Raw genomic sequence first — 15,241 nt, forward strand, 5'->3', positions numbered from 1 at the left:
GCGCTCAGGGCTTGCAGGACCGGACGGCGCCCGGCAGTTCGCTCCATCCGGCATACCAGCTGTTGAAGAGCGTGAACTGGGTCTCGACATAGCCGCGCTGGCTGTCGGTCAGCACGTCGGTCTCGTTGAAGTGCAGTGTGTATTCCGCATCGCCCTTCAGGACCATCATGTATTTGAAGAACAGCACGAGATCCGGGCCTTCGTCGAAGGAGGACAGAACGGCGAGCGCCTGTTCCAGTTCCTGCGCGCGGCTGCGGGCGTCGGGGTCGCCGGCCGCTGCCGCCTGCGCCAGCCTGCACAGGTGGATCACTTCCTTCGGCAGGACATTGCCGATGCCGGTGATCGCGCCCGTCGCGCCGCAATTGACGAAGCCGTGGAACACCGCGGTGTCGACGCCGATCATCAGCGTCACCTCGTCGTCGCGGCTGGTGATGTTCTCGGCCGCATAGCGCATGTCGGCCGGCCCGCCGAATTCCTTGAAGCCGACGAGGTTGGGATGCTCGGCGCGCAGCGCGAAGAACAGGTCGGCGCGCGTGGCGAAACCGTAATACGGGCTGTTGTAGATGACGGCGGGCAGGTCCGGCGCGGCGGAAAGGATCGCCTTGAAATGCGCCTTCTGGGCGGCGATGACCGAGCCGCGCGAAAGAACGCGCGGGATGACCATGAGGCCCTTGGCGCCCACCTTCTGCGCATGGGCGGCATGGGCCACGGCAGACGCCGTGTTGACCGCACCGGTGCCGACGATGACCGGAATGCCGGCCTTGGCCAGGCGCTCGACGCCTTCCATGCGCTGCGCGTCCGTCAGCAGCGGCCAGTCGCCCATCGAGCCGCAGTAGACGACGGCGGACATGCCGGCGTCGATCAGTTCCCGGCCCTTGTGGACGAGGGCATCGAAATCGGGGGTGCGGTCGTTTCTGCACGGGGTCATCAAGGCGGGGATCACGCCGGAAAAAATGCTGGCCGTCATCTGAAGCTCCTGTCGGTCTCTCGTTTCGGGAGGCCGCGCGTACGGGTCGTGACGCCGTGATCCGCCCTTTTCGAGCGGCATATTATCACTTGTATTTTATTTGTCGACAAAATTTCAGCGGGGTCTACAGCGAAATGTCCAGCCGTTCCTCGCGCACCAGAAGCTTCTGCACCTGGCGCACGATCTGCTCGGCATGTTCGCGCGCCAGCCGCTCGGAAAGATCGAGGTCGCGGGCCGCGATCGCCGCGATCATCTCGTCGTGCTCCTCGACGAAGCGGCGCGGCAGACGGTCGTCGTAGGACTGGTAATAAAGGCGCAGGATGCGGCGGCCCTCGTCGAGAAGCCGCTTGAAGAGGCCGGTGAAATAGGAATTGCGCCCGGCCTCGGCGATGGCGAGGTGCAGGGCGGCGTTGCTGGCGATCATCGCCAGCGCGTCCTGCGCCTCGACGGCGGCGGTGAATTCGGCCTGGCGCTCGCGGATGATCTCGAGGTCCTCCGGACGATGATATTTCGCCGCCAGCTGGGTGGTGGCGCGATACATCAGCACCAGCGCGTCGAAATAGGTGTGCATGTTGAGGAAATCGATGTTCGAGACCATCGTCGAGCGGTTCGGCAGCGTGTCGATCAGCCCCTCGCCCGCCAGCCGCACCAGCGCCTCGCGAATCGGCGTGCGCGACATGCCGAAGCGCTCGGCCAGTTGCACCTCGTCGATGGCGCTGCCCGGCGGCAGTACCAGATCGAGAATCTCGTCGCGCAGCACGTCGTAGACCATCTTCACGCCGGAGCCGCGCTTGCGTTCGCCTGTCGGGGTGGTGTCTGTGTCCGTCATCGCTCGATCCTCGTTGTCGACACAGGGAGTACAATCCCTTGCCGGCGGGATCAACATTGCCGCGACCCGGTTGCCGCAGGCGCAGGGCACGCCGTGTCGCGAAGGGGCTGTGGCCGCGCGGCACGTCCCGGCGGCAAAACGTCGCAGCCCTGGCCGCACCGAACCGGCTGTGGAGAAAGGTGCGCCTTGGTTTTTCCTTTCAATATGGCCATTTGCAGGCATGCGGATGGCCCGCATTTTGCCCCCGCCGGGCCGGCCGGCCGGCTTGTGCTTTGGAATAACAGGCGAACTCGGTTGAAATTGACCGACATCAACTATAAAGCCAAGCGATAAAACAACATGAAGCGTGACCCCGATGCAAAATCTCACCCGCTTTCTGACCCGTCTCGGCATCCTGCCGCTGCTCGTCTTCCTCGGAAGCTGCGACATGGTCCTTCTCGACCCGTCCGGCGATATTGCGCTCCAGCAGCGCAATCTCATCTATACCGCCGTCGGCCTGATGCTCCTCATCGTGGTGCCGGTCATCATCATGACGCTGGTCATCGCGTGGAAGTACCGCGCCTCCAACACGGAAGCCGAGTACGACCCGGATTTCCACCACTCCACCAAGCTCGAATTCGTGGTCTGGGGCGCGCCGATCGCCATCATCCTCGCTCTCGGTGCCGTGACGTGGGTCGCCACGCACAAGCTCGACCCCTACAGGCCGCTCGAGCGCATCGACGCGTCGACGCCGCTGCCGGATAACGTCAGGCCGCTGACGATCGAGGTCGTGGCGCTGGACTGGAAGTGGCTGTTCTTCTACCCGGAACAGGGCATCGCGACCGTCAACGAGCTGGCGGCGCCGGTCAACGTGCCGATTCATTTCAAGATCACCGGCACGACGACGATGAACTCGTTCTTCATTCCCGCGCTGGCCGGCCAGATCTATTCCATGCCGGGCATGCAGACGCAGCTCAACGCGGTGATCAACCGCGAGGGTGTCTACAAAGGCATGTCCGCCAACCTGTCGGGCCGCGGCTTCTCGCACATGAACTTCAAGTTCCACGGCGTTTCGGCCGGCGGCTTCGACGAGTGGGTCGCCAAGGTCAAGGCCGATGGCGACACCCTCGACCGTCCGCGTTACGTCGAGCTTGCGAAGCCCTCCGAAAAGGAGCCGGTCCGCTATTTCGCCGCGGCCGATCCGGAACTGTACGACGCGATCCTCAACCGCTGCGTCGAGGAGAACAAGATCTGCATGCGCGACATCATGCATATCGACGCGCTCGGCGGCGGCGGCATCAAGGGTATCGACAAGGAAGAAGCGCTGCGGCTGGGCCTCTGCACCCCGGCGACGCCCTTCGGCTCCGCCGCGCTCTCGCCCGTCAGCGAAGACACCGACAAGAACGGGGAGAAGAAGGCGATCTGACCCTCGCGGCGCGATTTCCGGCATTCTCCCTAACGTTTCCGATGCACGAAGAGACAGGCCATGTCCTCACACTTTGATCTAATGACGTTCATTTTCGGACGTCTTTCGCTCGACTCGCTGCCGCTGCACGAGCCGGTCGTCGTCGCCACCTTCTTCGGGGTGGCGCTCGGCGGCATCGCGCTCGTCGGCGCGCTCACCTATTTCCGCCTCTGGGGCTATCTCTGGAAGGAATGGTTCACCTCGATCGACCACAAGAAGATCGGGATCATGTATATCATTCTCGCCATCGTCATGCTGTTCCGCGGCTTCGCGGACGCGCTGATGATGCGTCTCCAGCAGGTCTGGGCCTCCACGGGGTCGGAAGGCTATCTCAACGCGCATCACTACGACCAGATCTTCACCGCCCACGGCGTGATCATGATCTTCTTCGTGGCGATGCCGCTGGTGACGGGCTTCATGAACTTCGTCGTGCCGCTCCAGATCGGCGCCCGCGACGTGGCCTTCCCCTTCCTCAACAACTTCTCCTTCTGGATGACAGTCGGCGGCGTGATCCTGACCATGATCTCGCTGTTCGTCGGCGAGTTCGCCCAGACCGGCTGGCTGGCCTACCCGCCGCTTTCGGGGAGCGACTACTCGCCCGGGGTGGGTGTCGACTATTACATATGGGCGTTGCAGATCGCCGGCGTCGGGACATTGCTGTCGGGCGTCAACCTGATCGTGACCATCGTCAAGATGCGCGCGCCGGGTATGACGCTGATGAAGATGCCGGTCTTCACCTGGACCGCGCTGTTCACCAACATCCTGATCGTCGCCGTGTTCCCGGTCCTGACGGCCACGCTCGCGCTGCTCTCGCTCGACCGCTACGTCGGCACGAACTTCTTCACGACCGATCTCGGCGGCAACCCGATGATGTACGTGAACCTGATCTGGATCTGGGGCCACCCGGAAGTCTACATCCTCGTGCTCCCGGCCTTCGGCATCTTCTCGGAAATCGTCGCGACCTTCTCCGGCAAGCGCCTGTTCGGCTACACCACGATGGTCTGGGCGAGCGGCGTCATCACCATCCTGTCCTACATCGTGTGGCTGCACCACTTCTTCACGATGGGCTCGGGCGCCAGCGTCAACACCTTCTTCGGCATCACCACGATGATCATCTCGGTGCCGACGGGCGTGAAGATCTTCAACTGGCTCTTCACCATGTACAAGGGCCGCATCCGCTTCGACGTGCCCATGCTGTGGACGATAGGCTTCCTCATCACCTTCACCATCGGCGGCATGACCGGCGTCCTGATGTCGGTGCCCCCGGCGGACTTCGTGCTGCACAACTCGCTGTTCCTGATCGCGCACTTCCACAACACGATCATCGGCGGCGTGGTGTTCGGGCTGCTCGCCGGCATCGTCTACTGGTTCCCGAAGGCCTTCGGCTACAAGCTGGATCCGTTCTGGGGCAAGCTGTCCTTCTGGTTCTGGTTCATCGGCTTCTATTTCGCCTTCATGCCGCTCTACGTGCTCGGCCTGATGGGCGTCACCCGCCGCCTCAGCCAGTTCGAGGCCGACCCGACGCTGACGGTGCTGTTCGGCACCGCCGCCTTCGGTGCGCTGCTGATCGCCGCCGGCATCGGCTGTTTCGTCATCCAGCTCGTCGTCAGCTACCTGAAACGCGACCAGCTTCGCGACGAGACCGGCGATCCGTGGAACGGCCGCACGCTGGAATGGTCGACGTCCTCGCCGCCGCCGGAATACAACTTCGCCTTCACGCCGGTCGTCCACGACATCGACGCCTGGTGGGACATGAAGGCGCGCGGCTACAAGCGCCCGCTGTCCGGTTTCCGGCCGATCCACATGCCGAAGAACACCGGCGCCGGCATCGTCATCGCTGGGCTTGCCACGGCCACCGGTTTCGGCCTGATCTGGCACATGTGGTGGCTCGCCATCGGCGGCCTCGCGGCCACGATCGCCGTGTCGATCATCCATACCTTCAACTACAACCGTGATTATCACATCCCGGCCGAAACCGTCGCCTCCACCGAGGAATCGCGCACGGAAGCGCTGGCAAAGCAGGCTTGATAGAGATGTCGAACCACGCACCCACCATGACGACGGCCGGCGGCGATCCGGTCTTCATGATGACCGAAGAGGATCATCACCCGGAAAACGGCACGTCGCTCGGCTTCTGGCTCTACCTGATGAGCGACTGCCTAATCTTCGCAGCGCTCTTTGCAACCTATGCCGTCGTCGGCCGCAATTACGCGGCCGGCCCGGCGCCCAAGGACCTGTTCGACCTGCCGCTCGTCGCCATCAACACGGCGATGCTGCTCTTCTCGTCGATCACCTACGGCTTCGCCATGCTCGAGGCCTACAAGAAGAACATCAACAAGACGCTGATGTGGCTCGGCATCACCGGCCTGTTCGGCGCGGCCTTCATCGGGCTCGAACTCTACGAGTTCCATCACCTGATCGAGATCGGCGCGACGCCGCAGCGTTCGGCCTTCCTTTCGGCCTTCTTCACGCTGGTCGGCACGCACGGCCTGCACGTCACCTTCGGCCTGATCTGGCTGGTCGTGCTGATGGTCCAGGTTAGGAAGGTCGGCCTCGGAGCGGCGAACATGCGCCGCCTGAACTGCCTGTCGATGTTCTGGCACTTCCTCGACGTCGTCTGGATCGGCGTCTTCTCCTTCGTCTATCTCATGGGAGTCGTCGGATGAGCGCGACCACGGACAATCACGCATCTCACGGGCACGATCATCACGACCATGACCACGGGCATGGCCATGACGACCACGCGCACGGCACCTTCAAGAGCTACCTGACCGGCTTCGTCCTGTCCGTCATCCTGACCGCCATTCCCTTCTGGCTGGTCATGGGCGACGTGCTGGCCGACAAGACGGTTCTGGTGCTGGCGATCATGGGGCTCGGCGTCGTCCAGATCTTCGTTCACATGATCTACTTCCTGCACATGAACGGGAAGTCGGAAGGCGGCTGGACGCTGATGGCGCTCCTCTTCACCGTCATCCTGGTTCTCATCACGCTCGTCGGCTCGCTCTGGGTTCTGTTCCACCTGAACACGAACATGATGCCGCCGATGACGATGGATCAGATCAGGAACCTGCCCTGACAACCATGAGTGTGGCGGCGATGACAACGGCAACCGAAGAGCGGACGGCACGCAGGGGCGGCAAGGCCTTTGCGTTCGCGCTCGGCTTCGCCATCTTCGCCACGCTTCTCATGCTCGGCCTCACCGCCTGGCAACTGGCGCGGCTGGAATGGAAGACCGATCTGATCGCGCGGATCGAGGCGCGCGTCTCGGCCGATCCGGTTCCCCTGCCGGCGCCGTCCGAATGGGCGGCACTGCAACCGGCCGATTACGAGTATCGCCGCGTCACCGTCACGGGCACCTACGTTCCCGACGCGCAGGCCGATGCGCTGGCGCTGACCGAGAGAGGCTCGGGCTTCTGGGTCATGGCGCCGCTGCGGCTCGAAACCGGCGAGATCGTCTATATCAACCGCGGATATGTGCCGCAGGAACGCAAGGGCGTCTTCGCCGTGCCGTCCGAACCCGTCTCGGTGACGGGCCTGATGCGCGTGTCGGAGCCGGATGGCTTGTTGCTGCGCCCCAACGATGCCGGAAGGGGCCGCTGGTATTCCCGCGATGTCGCGGCCATGTCCGCGGCCGCAGGCCTGCCAGCGCCGGCGCCCTTCTTCATCGACCGGGCAGCCGACGCCGATGCCGAAGCGCTGCCGGCCGGCGGGCTGACGCGCGTCAGCTTCACCAACCATCATCTGCTTTACGCAATCCAGTTCCTGCTTCTCGCTCTGGTTTCCGCCGGCGGCGCGATCTTCCTGATCCGTCATCGCCGGCGTAATCCGACGACCGGAAACGACGCCGAAGCGGCATAGACGGAAACGATTCATGTCAGTCACGGGCCACCACGAAACGACCGTCGCAACGTCCAGCCTGCGTCTTCTGGCGCCGAGACTGCGCGACTATTTTGCCCTGATGAAGCCGCGCGTCATGTCGCTGGTGGTGTTTACCGCCTTCGCCGGCCTGTTTCTGGCGCCAGGCGGCATCGCGCCGGCGTCCGGGGCGCTCGCCATTCTCTGTATCGCCATCGGCGCCGGTGCGTCCGGCGCCCTGAACATGTGGTATGACGCCGATATCGACGCGGTGATGAGCCGCACGGAGAACCGCCCGGTTCCCGCAGGCCGCGTGTCTCCCGCCGAGGCGCTCATCCTCGGGCTTGCGCTTTCCGCCGCCTCGGTCGTCACGCTTGGCTTCGGGGTGAACTGGCTCGCCGCCGGCCTTCTCGCCTTCACCATCTTCTTCTACGCCGTCATCTACACGATCCTGCTGAAGCGCCGCACGCCGCAGAACATCGTGATCGGCGGCGCGGCCGGCGCCTTCCCGCCGATGATCGGCTGGGCCGCCGTCACCGGCGGCATCTCGATGGAAAGCGCCCTGCTCTTCCTCATCATCTTCCTGTGGACGCCGCCGCATTTCTGGTCGCTTGCCCTGTTCAAGTGCGGCGACTACGACAAGGCCGGCGTGCCGATGCTGCCGGTGGTCGCCGGCGAGCGCACGACCAAGATCCAGATCGTCGTCTATGCCGTTCTGGCGGCCTTCGTCGGCATCGTGCCGACGCTGATCGGCATGGCGGGTGTGACCTACGGGCTGTTCGCGGCCCTGCTCGGCATCATTTTCATCGTCTACTCCGTCGGCGTCATGCGCATGCCGGAAAAGGACGCGCGGATGCTGCCGGCCAAGAAGAACTTCGCCTTCTCGATCTTCTATCTCTTTGCGATCTTCTCCGGCCTGATGGCGGACAAGCTGATCGACCGCCTGCCCGCCTTCTTCTGACCGGGGCGGGATCGTCTTCAGAATGTGATTGAAGAACAAACGGTATCACGGAGCCAGATCGGGGAAAGATCGGGCATTTCGCGCCACTTTCCCGGCTTGAAACGATCCCTGAGCGTGGCAGGATCTTGCTCCTGCACCGCAGCCAGCCGTTCGCGATAAAGGGCGCTCTGATCGCGGGCCAGTTCGATCATGTCTGCCCAGGCCTGGTATTGCCCTTTGTCCGGCACGACCGGTTTGGACAGGTCAGCCACCGTCCTGTCCCACTCGGCGGCAATGCCCGTCAGAGTGAAAGGAGCATCTAGCGGGATCGGTTCGCCTGTATATATTTTCTGGAACAATTCGAGTGACTTCGTTGCCAGTCGCCTATAATTTTCCGAGGTATGGCGTTCTACCGTCGCTTCGCAGGCCAATATGGCCGGTTCGACAAAGCCGGCCTCCTGAGCGTGACCATGCGTGGAAAATCCCGGCTGGATAACGCATGCGATCAATGCACACCGGAGTAATTTCCGATAATGAAATCCGAAAAGGGACACGCTGCTTTCTCCTGTGCCGGTCACGACTCGTCTGTGAAGCGCCTTTTCACACCGGGGGCATTTCCCGGGTTCAACAGAACCCAGCCGGAAGCCGGCGACGTCCAGCAACTGAAATAAGGTCGCCCTCACGGGTGGTGAACCGGTGTCAAATTGCAGAAATATGTTTATGAGAGTTCCGTGACTCCGTTTGAAACGGAAGCTCTCGAGGGCAATTCCAGGAAAAGTGTGAAGCGGTTTTCCGTTCGGAATTGCGCGAAAACAAATAGTTAGATCATTTCAGCGTTTCCATGAAACGCTGAAATGATCTAACAACGATGAAACGCTTCCGCACGCCGGACAGAACAGGAGCATTCCCGTGGAAACGGTCACGATCGAGAACCGCAGCGACTTCGCCCAATGGGCCATCGAGCGCGCCGGCGCCATCATCGCCGATCAGGGCAGCAATCTGGCGCTCGCCGCCCGCGACGGCGAGGACGGCAAGATCGCCGAATCGGCCAATGCGCTCGGCCAGGCCATCGTCGATGCGTTGCTCGACGTGTTCGACGCGCTCGTCCCGGAAGAGTGAGCCCGCACCGCAGCTTTTGTTCCCGCTGGCAGTTTCATGGCTTTCTCGCTCGCCTTCCTCGCCCTTCTCATCGAACGGTTCACCGGCTATCCGGACTGGCTGTTTACCCGCATCGGCCATCCGGTGACGTGGATGGGCGCGCTGGTGTCGCGGCTCGACCGCAACTGGAACCGTGAGAGCGACAATTTTTCCGCCCGCAAGCGCCGCGGCGTGCTGGCGCTTGCGGTTCTCCTCCTCGTCACCGCCGTGCTGGCCTATTGCCTGGAAACGGCCCTGCTCGCCCGGCCCTTCGGGCTGCTGCTCGCCGCACTGGCCGCTGCCAGCCTGCCGGCCCAGAAAAGCCTCGAAGCGCATGTCGAGGCCGTCGCCGACGCGCTGGAACGCGACGGCATAGAGGGCGGCCGCCGCGCCGTTTCGAGGATCGTCGGGCGCGACCCGGACCAGCTCGACGAGGCCGCCGTCTGCCGCGCGGCCATCGAAAGTCTGGCCGAGAACTTTTCCGATGGCATCGTCGCGCCCGCCGTCTGGACCGGAATCGGCGGGCTGGCGGGCGGCGCGGCCTACAAGGCCGCCAACACCGCCGACAGCATGATCGGCCACCGCAATGCCCGTTTCGAGGCGTTCGGCTGGGCGGCGGCGCGGTTCGACGACTGGATCAACCTGCCCGCCTCGCGCCTGTCCGGCCTGCTTTTCCTCGCCGCCGCCTTCTTCGTTGCCGGCGCCTCGCCGGCGAACGGCTGGAAGGCGATCCGCCGCGACGCGCGCCATCATCGCTCGCCCAATGCCGGCTGGCCGGAAGCGGCACTGGCCGGCGCGCTCGGCTTCGCGCTGGCCGGCCCGCGTTCCTATGGCGGCCAGATGATCGAGGCGACCTTCATGGGCGAGGGCGGGCGCCGCGATCTCGGCCCCGCCGATATCCGCCGGGCCTTGAAACTCGCCCGCATCGCAAGCTGGATGCTGATCGCGCTGTTCGGGCTGCTGGCGCTTCTCACCGCGCCATAGCGAGCAGCGTGTCGAGGTCGAGATGGCGCTCCATATGCGCGGCCAGCCGGTCGAGCACGTCGTCCACGCCCGCCTCGTAATCGAACCCCGCAGCCTTGCCCCCCAGCCGCGCAAGCCACGCGGCGCGCTGGCGGTCGTCCGCGAAGAGCCCGTGCAGATAGGTTCCCGTCACCCGCCCGTCGGCGGAGATGGCGCCTTCCGCCCGTCCTCCGACGGTTGCGAAGGGCCGCGTTCGATCCGGCCCTTCGGTCACGCCCATATGCATCTCGTAACCCTTCAGCGGCATGCCGTCGACGCTTTCGCCGGAGACTTCCTCAAGCCGCTTCTCGCCGGACAGCACGGTTTCGACGTCGAGCAGGCCGAGGCCCTCGACCGTGCCCGGTTCGCCCTCGATGCCATCGGGGTCGGACACGGTGCGGCCGAGCATCTGATAGCCGCCGCACAGGCCGAGTACATGCCCGCCCCGGCGGCGATGGGCCAGAATATCGATATCGAAGCCCGCCGCCTTCAAAACGGCGAGGTCGCTCATGGTCGCCTTGGAGCCGCACAGCAGCACCAGCGCGCAATCGGCGGGAATCACTTCGCCGGGCCGCACGCGGATGATCTCCACATCCGGCTCGACGGCGAGCGGATCGAGATCGTCGAAATTGGAGATATGCGGAAGGATCGGTACGGCGACGCGGATCGTCGCGCCCTGCTTGCGTTCGCCGGGGCCGGCAAGGCCGAGCGCATCTTCGGCCGGCAGGCGTGCGGCCTCGGGAAAATGCGGCAGAAGGCCGATGGAACGCCAGCCGGTCGCGTCGGCGATCATCCGCATGCCATCCGAAAACAGCGCCGGATCGCCCCGGAAACGGTTGACGACGAAGCCCTCGATCAGCGCAGCGTCCTGCGGCTCGATCACCGCCTTCGTGCCGACGAGGCTGGCGATCACCCCGCCCCGGTCGATGTCGCCGATCAGCACCACCGGCACGTGCGCCGCGCGGGCGAAGCCCATATTGGCGATGTCGTTGGCGCGCAGGTTGATTTCCGAGGCGCTGCCGGCCCCCTCCACCAGCACCAGATCGGCGTTTGCGCGCAGGATGTCGAAGCTTTCCAGCACGCGCGGCAGAAGCTGCGGCTTCCAGCCCTGATAATCGGCGGCCTTCGCATTGCCCTCGACGCGGCCCTGCACCACCACTTGCGCGCCCACGTCGCTCTGCGGCTTCAGAAGCACCGGGTTCATGTGGACGGAAAGCGGCGCGCGCGCGGCGCGGGCCTGAAGCGCCTGCGCCCGACCGATCTCGCCGCCATCGGCGGTCACGGCAGCGTTGTTCGACATGTTCTGCGGCTTGAACGGCAGCACCTTCAGCCCGCGCAGGGTAAAGGCCCGCGCCAGCCCCGCCACCATCAGCGACTTGCCGACATCCGAGCCGGTGCCCTGAAACATCAGGGCCCGCGCCCTCCTGCCCGTCGCCGCCGCCATCTCAGAACTCGACGCCGGCCTGCGCCTTCACGCCCGCCTTGAAATGATGCTTCACCAGCGTCATTTCCGTCACCAGGTCGGCGACCTCGGTCAGGAGCGGTTTGGCGTTGCGGCCGGTGACGACGACATGCAGCTCCGGCCGGCGGCCGGTGAGCGCCGCGACCACCTCCTCCAGCGGCAGGTAGTCGTAGCGCAGCGCGATGTTCAGCTCGTCGAGAACGACGAGCGAAATCGTCGGGTCGGCCATCATCGCAAGCGCTGCCTCCCACGCCTTGTGGGCGGCAGCGATATCGCGGGCGAGGTCCTGGACGTCCCAGGTGAAGCCCTCGCCCATCGTCTTCCACACGATCCGGTCGCCGAAGGCGTCGCACAGCGCCTTCTGCTCGCCCGTCGACCACGCGCCCTTGACGAACTGCACGACGCCAACCCGCCCGCCATTGCCGAGCATGCGCAGCGCCAGCCCGAAGGCCGCCGTCGACTTGCCCTTGCCCGGCCCGGTATGGACCATCAGCAGGCCCTTCTCGACGGTCTTTTCCGCCACTTCGGCATCCTGAACCGCCTTGCGGGCGATCATCTTGTCGCGGTGGCGGGCGGCGCGGGCCGGATCGATCTCCGTCATGCCGGAACCCGGGCGGAGGTTTCCGGCAAATGGTCCTCGCCGGCCCGGAACCTCGGCCGGATGAGCGCGGCAAGAACGCCGATCGTCGCCCAGAAGACGAGGCTGGTGGCGAAGACGCCGGCGACGAAGCGCTGATGTACATCGGCGGGCACCAGCGTTTCATGGCTTTCCGGCTGCGGCGGGCCGACGAGATGCGGGGCGACGAGCAGGACGAGCGCGACGGCGGCCAGAACCGGCGAGCGGGAAAAGACGAGCAGCGCCAGCGCCGCGGCCGTGGCGGCGGCGGTCGCCGTCCACCAGACCTGGCGCGGGAAAAGCTCGGCGGCGGGCATGCCGGGCAGTTCCGGCGCCAGCCCGATCCCCGGCACGAGGCTGAAGACGAGGAAGCCGGCCAGCCCCCAGTGGAGGCCGTTGCGCCAGCCCTTCAGGCCGCCGAAGGCTTCCGAGGCCGAGATGAGCAGCAGGGCGAAGCCGATGCCGGCTAGCACATTGGCGATGCCGGTGTAGAGATAGCGTTCGAAGCCGTCGGAAGGCATCCAGCCATCCTCTTCTTCTTCCGCATGGTCGTGACCGCCGGCCGGGCCGGGAACGGCGAGCGCGGTGTCGGCGGCGGGTTCGCCGCCGCTCTCGAAGGTTTCGGCTTGGAGAATGAGCGGCACGGTGACGGCGCCCTGCATCAGCGTCAGGAAGAGGCCGGACAACAGCCCGACGAGCGCCGCCACGAAGACGACGTTACGGAAAAGCGACATGGGACCGTCTCCTCAGTGGCAGGGGAAGGCCAGCGAATGGCGCGTGTCGTGCGTGGCGTTGTGGACCGCGCTGATGTGCGAGAAACCGACGATGCCGATGACGAACAGCCCGAGGGCCGTCGAGCACAAGAGGGAAGCGGCGCGCGAACCGGAAAGGCCCGCCGCGGATGCGGAGGAAGTTTGAGCCGTCATGATCGATCCTTTTCCCCTCCACCCGAGGGGCGTTTGATTCAGTTGCGCCTCGGGCAGGTCTCCTGGCTCGCGGATCGGGCGCTTCGCCCGCCTTCCCGGACAAAAATCCAGTGGCGCTTGGGCAAAACTCTCCGCCTACAGTTGCGGGGGCAGCCGCGGACTTGACGATTGACGTCGCACCGCATTCCCTCTCGGTCCTTCCGGACACCTTCGGCAGGAGAACTATATAACCGGAAGCTTCACGGTTGCAATCGGCAATCGGTGCGCATGGCTGGCGCGCCTGACCAAGGCGCATTGACAGACGGCCGAAACGCTCTTAACTCGACGAGTGACGGTCCTTCTTCCGCAAAGGAGAAGGCGAGAAAGGGAATGCGGTGCGCCTTGAAGTTCAGGGCAATGCCGCGGCTGCCCCCGCAACTGTAAGCGGAAAGCCTTGACCGAAAAGCCACTGGGAAACCGGGAAGGCGGTCATGGGCGTTCGATCCGCGAGCCAGGAGACCTGCCGTCGAACCTTCGAATCGAGTCCGCCGGGCGGGGTGCCCCGGAGGGATATGCACGGCTTCCGGCATGGGGACGATCCGTCCCGCCGCCCGCACCCCATCTGTTAAGGCCGCAAGGCGGAAGGATGGTCGCATGGGCGAGGAAACGGGCTGGGACGCCGATAAAGTCACCCTTTTCGTGTGCAAGACCTGCCGTGGCGCGGACGGGACGAGCCGCCCCGGCGCGGGCCTGATCGGCCTTCTGCGCGAAGCCTTCGGCGATGCCGAGGCGGCCAGCCGCGCCATCCGCCCCGTCACCTGCCTCGTTCAGTGCAAGAGCCCGGCGAGCGCCGCCCTCGTCCATCGCAACGGCTGGTCCTACGTCTTCCACGGCCTCACCGAGGACCATATCGCCGATCTTTCCGCCGGCGCGCGCATGCTGGCCGCTGACGAGCGCGGCTTCCTGCCGCTGAAGGGCCGCCCGCCATCGCTTCGCAGCGGGCTCGCCGCCCGCATTCCGCCCTTTTCCCATCAGGAGGACCTGTCATGAGCCATCTCGCCCGCCTTCCCGCCACCGTCGTCACCGGCTTTCTCGGTGCCGGCAAGACCACGCTGCTGCGCCATCTCATCGAAACGCTCGACGGCAAGCGGCTGGCGATTATCGTCAACGAGTTCGGCGATGTCGGCATCGACGGCGAGGCGCTGAAGGCCTGCGGCGTCGCCAATTGCCCGGACGAGAACATCATCGAGCTGGCGAACGGATGCATCTGCTGCACGGTGGCCGACGATTTCCTGCCGGCGCTCGACCGCATCCTGTCGCTCGAACCGCCGGTCGACCATATCCTCATCGAAACCTCCGGCCTCGCCCTGCCGAAACCGCTGGTGAAGGCCTTCCAGTGGCCGAGCGTGAAGGCGCGGGTGACGGTGGACGGCGTGGTCGCCGTGGTCGACGGGCTGGCGCTCTCCGAAGGCCGGGTCGCCAGCGACCACGACGCGCTGGAGGCCCAGCGTTCGGAACTGGAAACGCTCGACCACGACGATCCGGTGGAGGAGGTGTTCGAGGATCAGGTGGCCTGCGCCGACCTCATCGTGCTGACCAAGGCCGACCTGCTCGACCCCGCCGCCCTCGAAGCGGCCAAGGCCCGCATCGCCGAGCACCTGCCGCGCGCGGTGAAGATCGTCACCGCCGAAAACGGCCGGCTCGACCCGGCGGTGCTGACCGGCCTCGGCCTTGCGGTGGAGGACGATATCGACAGCCGCCACACCCATCACGACCACGAGGAAGACCACGACCACGACGATTTCGACAGCTTCATCGTCGACCTTGCCGAAATCCGCGACCCGGAAGCACTGGCGAAGCGGATTTCCGAGACGGCAGAGGCTGAGGACGTGCTGCGCATCAAGGGTTTCGTCTCCGTCGCGGGCAAGCCGATGCGGCTTCAGGTGCAGGCGGTCGGCCCGCGCGTCAGCCATTATTTCGACCGTCCGTGGGGCGAGGGCGAAGCGCGCCTCAGCCGCCTCGTGGTGATCGGCGAAAAGGGCATTGACCGCGACAGGATCGCAGCCCTTCTGGCGGCGTGATCC

The 15,241-nt window shown here is 65.1% G+C and carries 17 protein-coding genes and 2 riboswitches; of the genes, 10 read left to right on the plus strand and 7 right to left on the minus strand.

The window, feature by feature from the left end:
• Nucleotides 1-4: 4 nt before the first annotated feature.
• Nucleotides 5-967 (minus strand): dihydrodipicolinate synthase family protein, encoded by a 963-nt coding sequence (locus tag NOF55_RS13075; RefSeq protein ID WP_306411825.1) that lies wholly within the window; start codon nucleotides 965-967, stop codon nucleotides 5-7.
• 124 nt (nucleotides 968-1,091) lie between these two features.
• Nucleotides 1,092-1,796: a GntR family transcriptional regulator gene (locus tag NOF55_RS13080; RefSeq protein ID WP_306411826.1), complete on the minus strand. Its 705-nt coding sequence runs from the start codon at nucleotides 1,794-1,796 to the stop codon at nucleotides 1,092-1,094.
• Between the two features lie 355 nt (nucleotides 1,797-2,151).
• Between NOF55_RS13080 and cyoA the strand changes: the two genes are divergently transcribed.
• The 6 genes from cyoA to cyoE are packed head-to-tail and all read left to right on the plus strand — an operon-like array spanning nucleotide 2,152 to nucleotide 8,056.
• Entirely contained in the window at nucleotides 2,152-3,201 is a 1,050-nt protein-coding gene (gene cyoA, locus NOF55_RS13085) for a ubiquinol oxidase subunit II (RefSeq protein ID WP_306411827.1), read from the plus strand.
• Between the two features lie 60 nt (nucleotides 3,202-3,261).
• Complete coding sequence (gene cyoB / locus NOF55_RS13090) at nucleotides 3,262-5,268, plus strand: cytochrome o ubiquinol oxidase subunit I (RefSeq protein ID WP_306411828.1); 2,007 nt, start codon at nucleotides 3,262-3,264, stop codon at nucleotides 5,266-5,268.
• A 5-nt stretch (nucleotides 5,269-5,273) separates the two neighbouring features.
• Nucleotides 5,274-5,906: a cytochrome o ubiquinol oxidase subunit III gene (gene cyoC / locus NOF55_RS13095; protein ID WP_306411829.1), complete on the plus strand. Its 633-nt coding sequence runs from the start codon at nucleotides 5,274-5,276 to the stop codon at nucleotides 5,904-5,906.
• Complete coding sequence (cyoD, locus tag NOF55_RS13100; RefSeq protein WP_306411830.1) at nucleotides 5,903-6,316, plus strand: cytochrome o ubiquinol oxidase subunit IV; 414 nt, start codon at nucleotides 5,903-5,905, stop codon at nucleotides 6,314-6,316. The genes cyoC and cyoD overlap by 4 nt, the downstream gene beginning before the upstream one ends.
• 20 nt (nucleotides 6,317-6,336) lie before the next feature.
• Complete coding sequence (locus NOF55_RS13105; protein ID WP_306411831.1) at nucleotides 6,337-7,098, plus strand: SURF1 family protein; 762 nt, start codon at nucleotides 6,337-6,339, stop codon at nucleotides 7,096-7,098.
• 13 nt (nucleotides 7,099-7,111) lie between these two features.
• Nucleotides 7,112-8,056, plus strand: a complete 945-nt coding sequence (cyoE, locus tag NOF55_RS13110; RefSeq protein ID WP_306411832.1) for a heme o synthase — start codon at nucleotides 7,112-7,114, stop codon at nucleotides 8,054-8,056.
• A gap of 17 nt (nucleotides 8,057-8,073) precedes the next feature.
• Here cyoE and NOF55_RS13115 read toward each other — a convergent pair whose 3' ends face one another.
• On the minus strand, nucleotides 8,074-8,589 hold the full coding sequence (locus tag NOF55_RS13115; RefSeq protein ID WP_306411833.1) for a hypothetical protein: 516 nt from the start codon (nucleotides 8,587-8,589) through the stop codon (nucleotides 8,074-8,076).
• Nucleotides 8,590-8,944: 355 nt separating this feature from the next.
• Here NOF55_RS13115 and NOF55_RS13120 point away from each other — a divergent pair, with 355 nt between their 5' ends.
• A complete protein-coding gene (locus NOF55_RS13120; protein ID WP_306411834.1) occupies nucleotides 8,945-9,154 on the plus strand; it encodes a hypothetical protein in 210 nt (69 codons plus the stop codon).
• A 36-nt stretch (nucleotides 9,155-9,190) separates the two neighbouring features.
• Complete coding sequence (cbiB, locus tag NOF55_RS13125) at nucleotides 9,191-10,156, plus strand: adenosylcobinamide-phosphate synthase CbiB (RefSeq protein WP_306411835.1); 966 nt, start codon at nucleotides 9,191-9,193, stop codon at nucleotides 10,154-10,156.
• Here cbiB and NOF55_RS13130 read toward each other — a convergent pair.
• From NOF55_RS13130 to NOF55_RS13145, 4 genes are read right to left on the minus strand one after another with little or no spacing between them, the layout of a single operon-like run.
• The gene (locus NOF55_RS13130) at nucleotides 10,143-11,582 is read right to left on the minus strand and encodes a cobyric acid synthase (protein WP_306411836.1); all 1,440 of its coding nucleotides are present in this window, start codon (nucleotides 11,580-11,582) and stop codon (nucleotides 10,143-10,145) included. The genes cbiB and NOF55_RS13130 overlap by 14 nt on opposite strands.
• Nucleotides 11,583-11,619: 37 nt before the next feature.
• The gene (cobO, locus tag NOF55_RS13135) at nucleotides 11,620-12,237 is read right to left on the minus strand and encodes a cob(I)yrinic acid a,c-diamide adenosyltransferase (protein ID WP_306411837.1); all 618 of its coding nucleotides are present in this window, start codon (nucleotides 12,235-12,237) and stop codon (nucleotides 11,620-11,622) included.
• On the minus strand, nucleotides 12,234-12,986 hold the full coding sequence (locus NOF55_RS13140; RefSeq protein WP_306411838.1) for a CbtA family protein: 753 nt from the start codon (nucleotides 12,984-12,986) through the stop codon (nucleotides 12,234-12,236). Before NOF55_RS13140 ends, cobO begins: the two co-directional genes overlap by 4 nt.
• 12 nt (nucleotides 12,987-12,998) lie before the next feature.
• A complete protein-coding gene (locus NOF55_RS13145) occupies nucleotides 12,999-13,178 on the minus strand; it encodes a CbtB domain-containing protein (RefSeq protein WP_306411839.1) in 180 nt (59 codons plus the stop codon).
• 35 nt (nucleotides 13,179-13,213) lie between these two features.
• A riboswitch (cobalamin riboswitch) is annotated at nucleotides 13,214-13,405 on the minus strand.
• 88 nt (nucleotides 13,406-13,493) lie between these two features.
• Nucleotides 13,494-13,699, plus strand: a riboswitch (cobalamin riboswitch).
• 112 nt (nucleotides 13,700-13,811) lie between these two features.
• Here NOF55_RS13145 and NOF55_RS13150 point away from each other — a divergent pair.
• Both NOF55_RS13150 and cobW read left to right on the plus strand, forming a co-directional pair.
• On the plus strand, nucleotides 13,812-14,207 hold the full coding sequence (locus tag NOF55_RS13150; protein ID WP_306411840.1) for a DUF1636 family protein: 396 nt from the start codon (nucleotides 13,812-13,814) through the stop codon (nucleotides 14,205-14,207).
• Nucleotides 14,204-15,238 carry a cobalamin biosynthesis protein CobW gene (gene cobW / locus NOF55_RS13155; RefSeq protein WP_306411841.1) on the plus strand — a complete coding sequence of 345 codons (1,035 nt, stop codon included), beginning with the start codon at nucleotides 14,204-14,206 and terminating at the stop codon, nucleotides 15,236-15,238. The genes NOF55_RS13150 and cobW overlap by 4 nt, the downstream gene beginning before the upstream one ends.
• Nucleotides 15,239-15,241 lie beyond the last annotated feature (3 nt).

It is taken from the genome of Ectorhizobium quercum (assembly GCF_026552795.1).
GTDB lineage: Bacteria > Pseudomonadota > Alphaproteobacteria > Rhizobiales > Rhizobiaceae > Ectorhizobium > Ectorhizobium quercum.

Coding starts and splice junctions, on each gene's coding strand:
- NOF55_RS13140 (WP_306411838.1), bottom strand. CDS start 12,986: ATGTCGCTTTTCCGTAACGTCGTCTTCGTGGCGGCGCTCGTCGGGCTG.
- NOF55_RS13075 (WP_306411825.1), bottom strand. CDS start 967: ATGACGGCCAGCATTTTTTCCGGCGTGATCCCCGCCTTGATGACCCCG.
- NOF55_RS13080 (WP_306411826.1), bottom strand. CDS start 1,796: ATGACGGACACAGACACCACCCCGACAGGCGAACGCAAGCGCGGCTCC.
- cobW (WP_306411841.1), top strand. CDS start 14,204: ATGAGCCATCTCGCCCGCCTTCCCGCCACCGTCGTCACCGGCTTTCTC.
- NOF55_RS13130 (WP_306411836.1), bottom strand. CDS start 11,582: ATGTTTCAGGGCACCGGCTCGGATGTCGGCAAGTCGCTGATGGTGGCG.
- cyoD (WP_306411830.1), top strand. CDS start 5,903: ATGAGCGCGACCACGGACAATCACGCATCTCACGGGCACGATCATCAC.
- NOF55_RS13105 (WP_306411831.1), top strand. CDS start 6,337: ATGACAACGGCAACCGAAGAGCGGACGGCACGCAGGGGCGGCAAGGCC.
- cyoC (WP_306411829.1), top strand. CDS start 5,274: ATGTCGAACCACGCACCCACCATGACGACGGCCGGCGGCGATCCGGTC.
- cbiB (WP_306411835.1), top strand. CDS start 9,191: ATGGCTTTCTCGCTCGCCTTCCTCGCCCTTCTCATCGAACGGTTCACC.
- cyoB (WP_306411828.1), top strand. CDS start 3,262: ATGTCCTCACACTTTGATCTAATGACGTTCATTTTCGGACGTCTTTCG.
- NOF55_RS13150 (WP_306411840.1), top strand. CDS start 13,812: ATGGGCGAGGAAACGGGCTGGGACGCCGATAAAGTCACCCTTTTCGTG.
- cyoA (WP_306411827.1), top strand. CDS start 2,152: ATGCAAAATCTCACCCGCTTTCTGACCCGTCTCGGCATCCTGCCGCTG.
- cobO (WP_306411837.1), bottom strand. CDS start 12,237: ATGACGGAGATCGATCCGGCCCGCGCCGCCCGCCACCGCGACAAGATG.
- NOF55_RS13145 (WP_306411839.1), bottom strand. CDS start 13,178: ATGACGGCTCAAACTTCCTCCGCATCCGCGGCGGGCCTTTCCGGTTCG.
- cyoE (WP_306411832.1), top strand. CDS start 7,112: ATGTCAGTCACGGGCCACCACGAAACGACCGTCGCAACGTCCAGCCTG.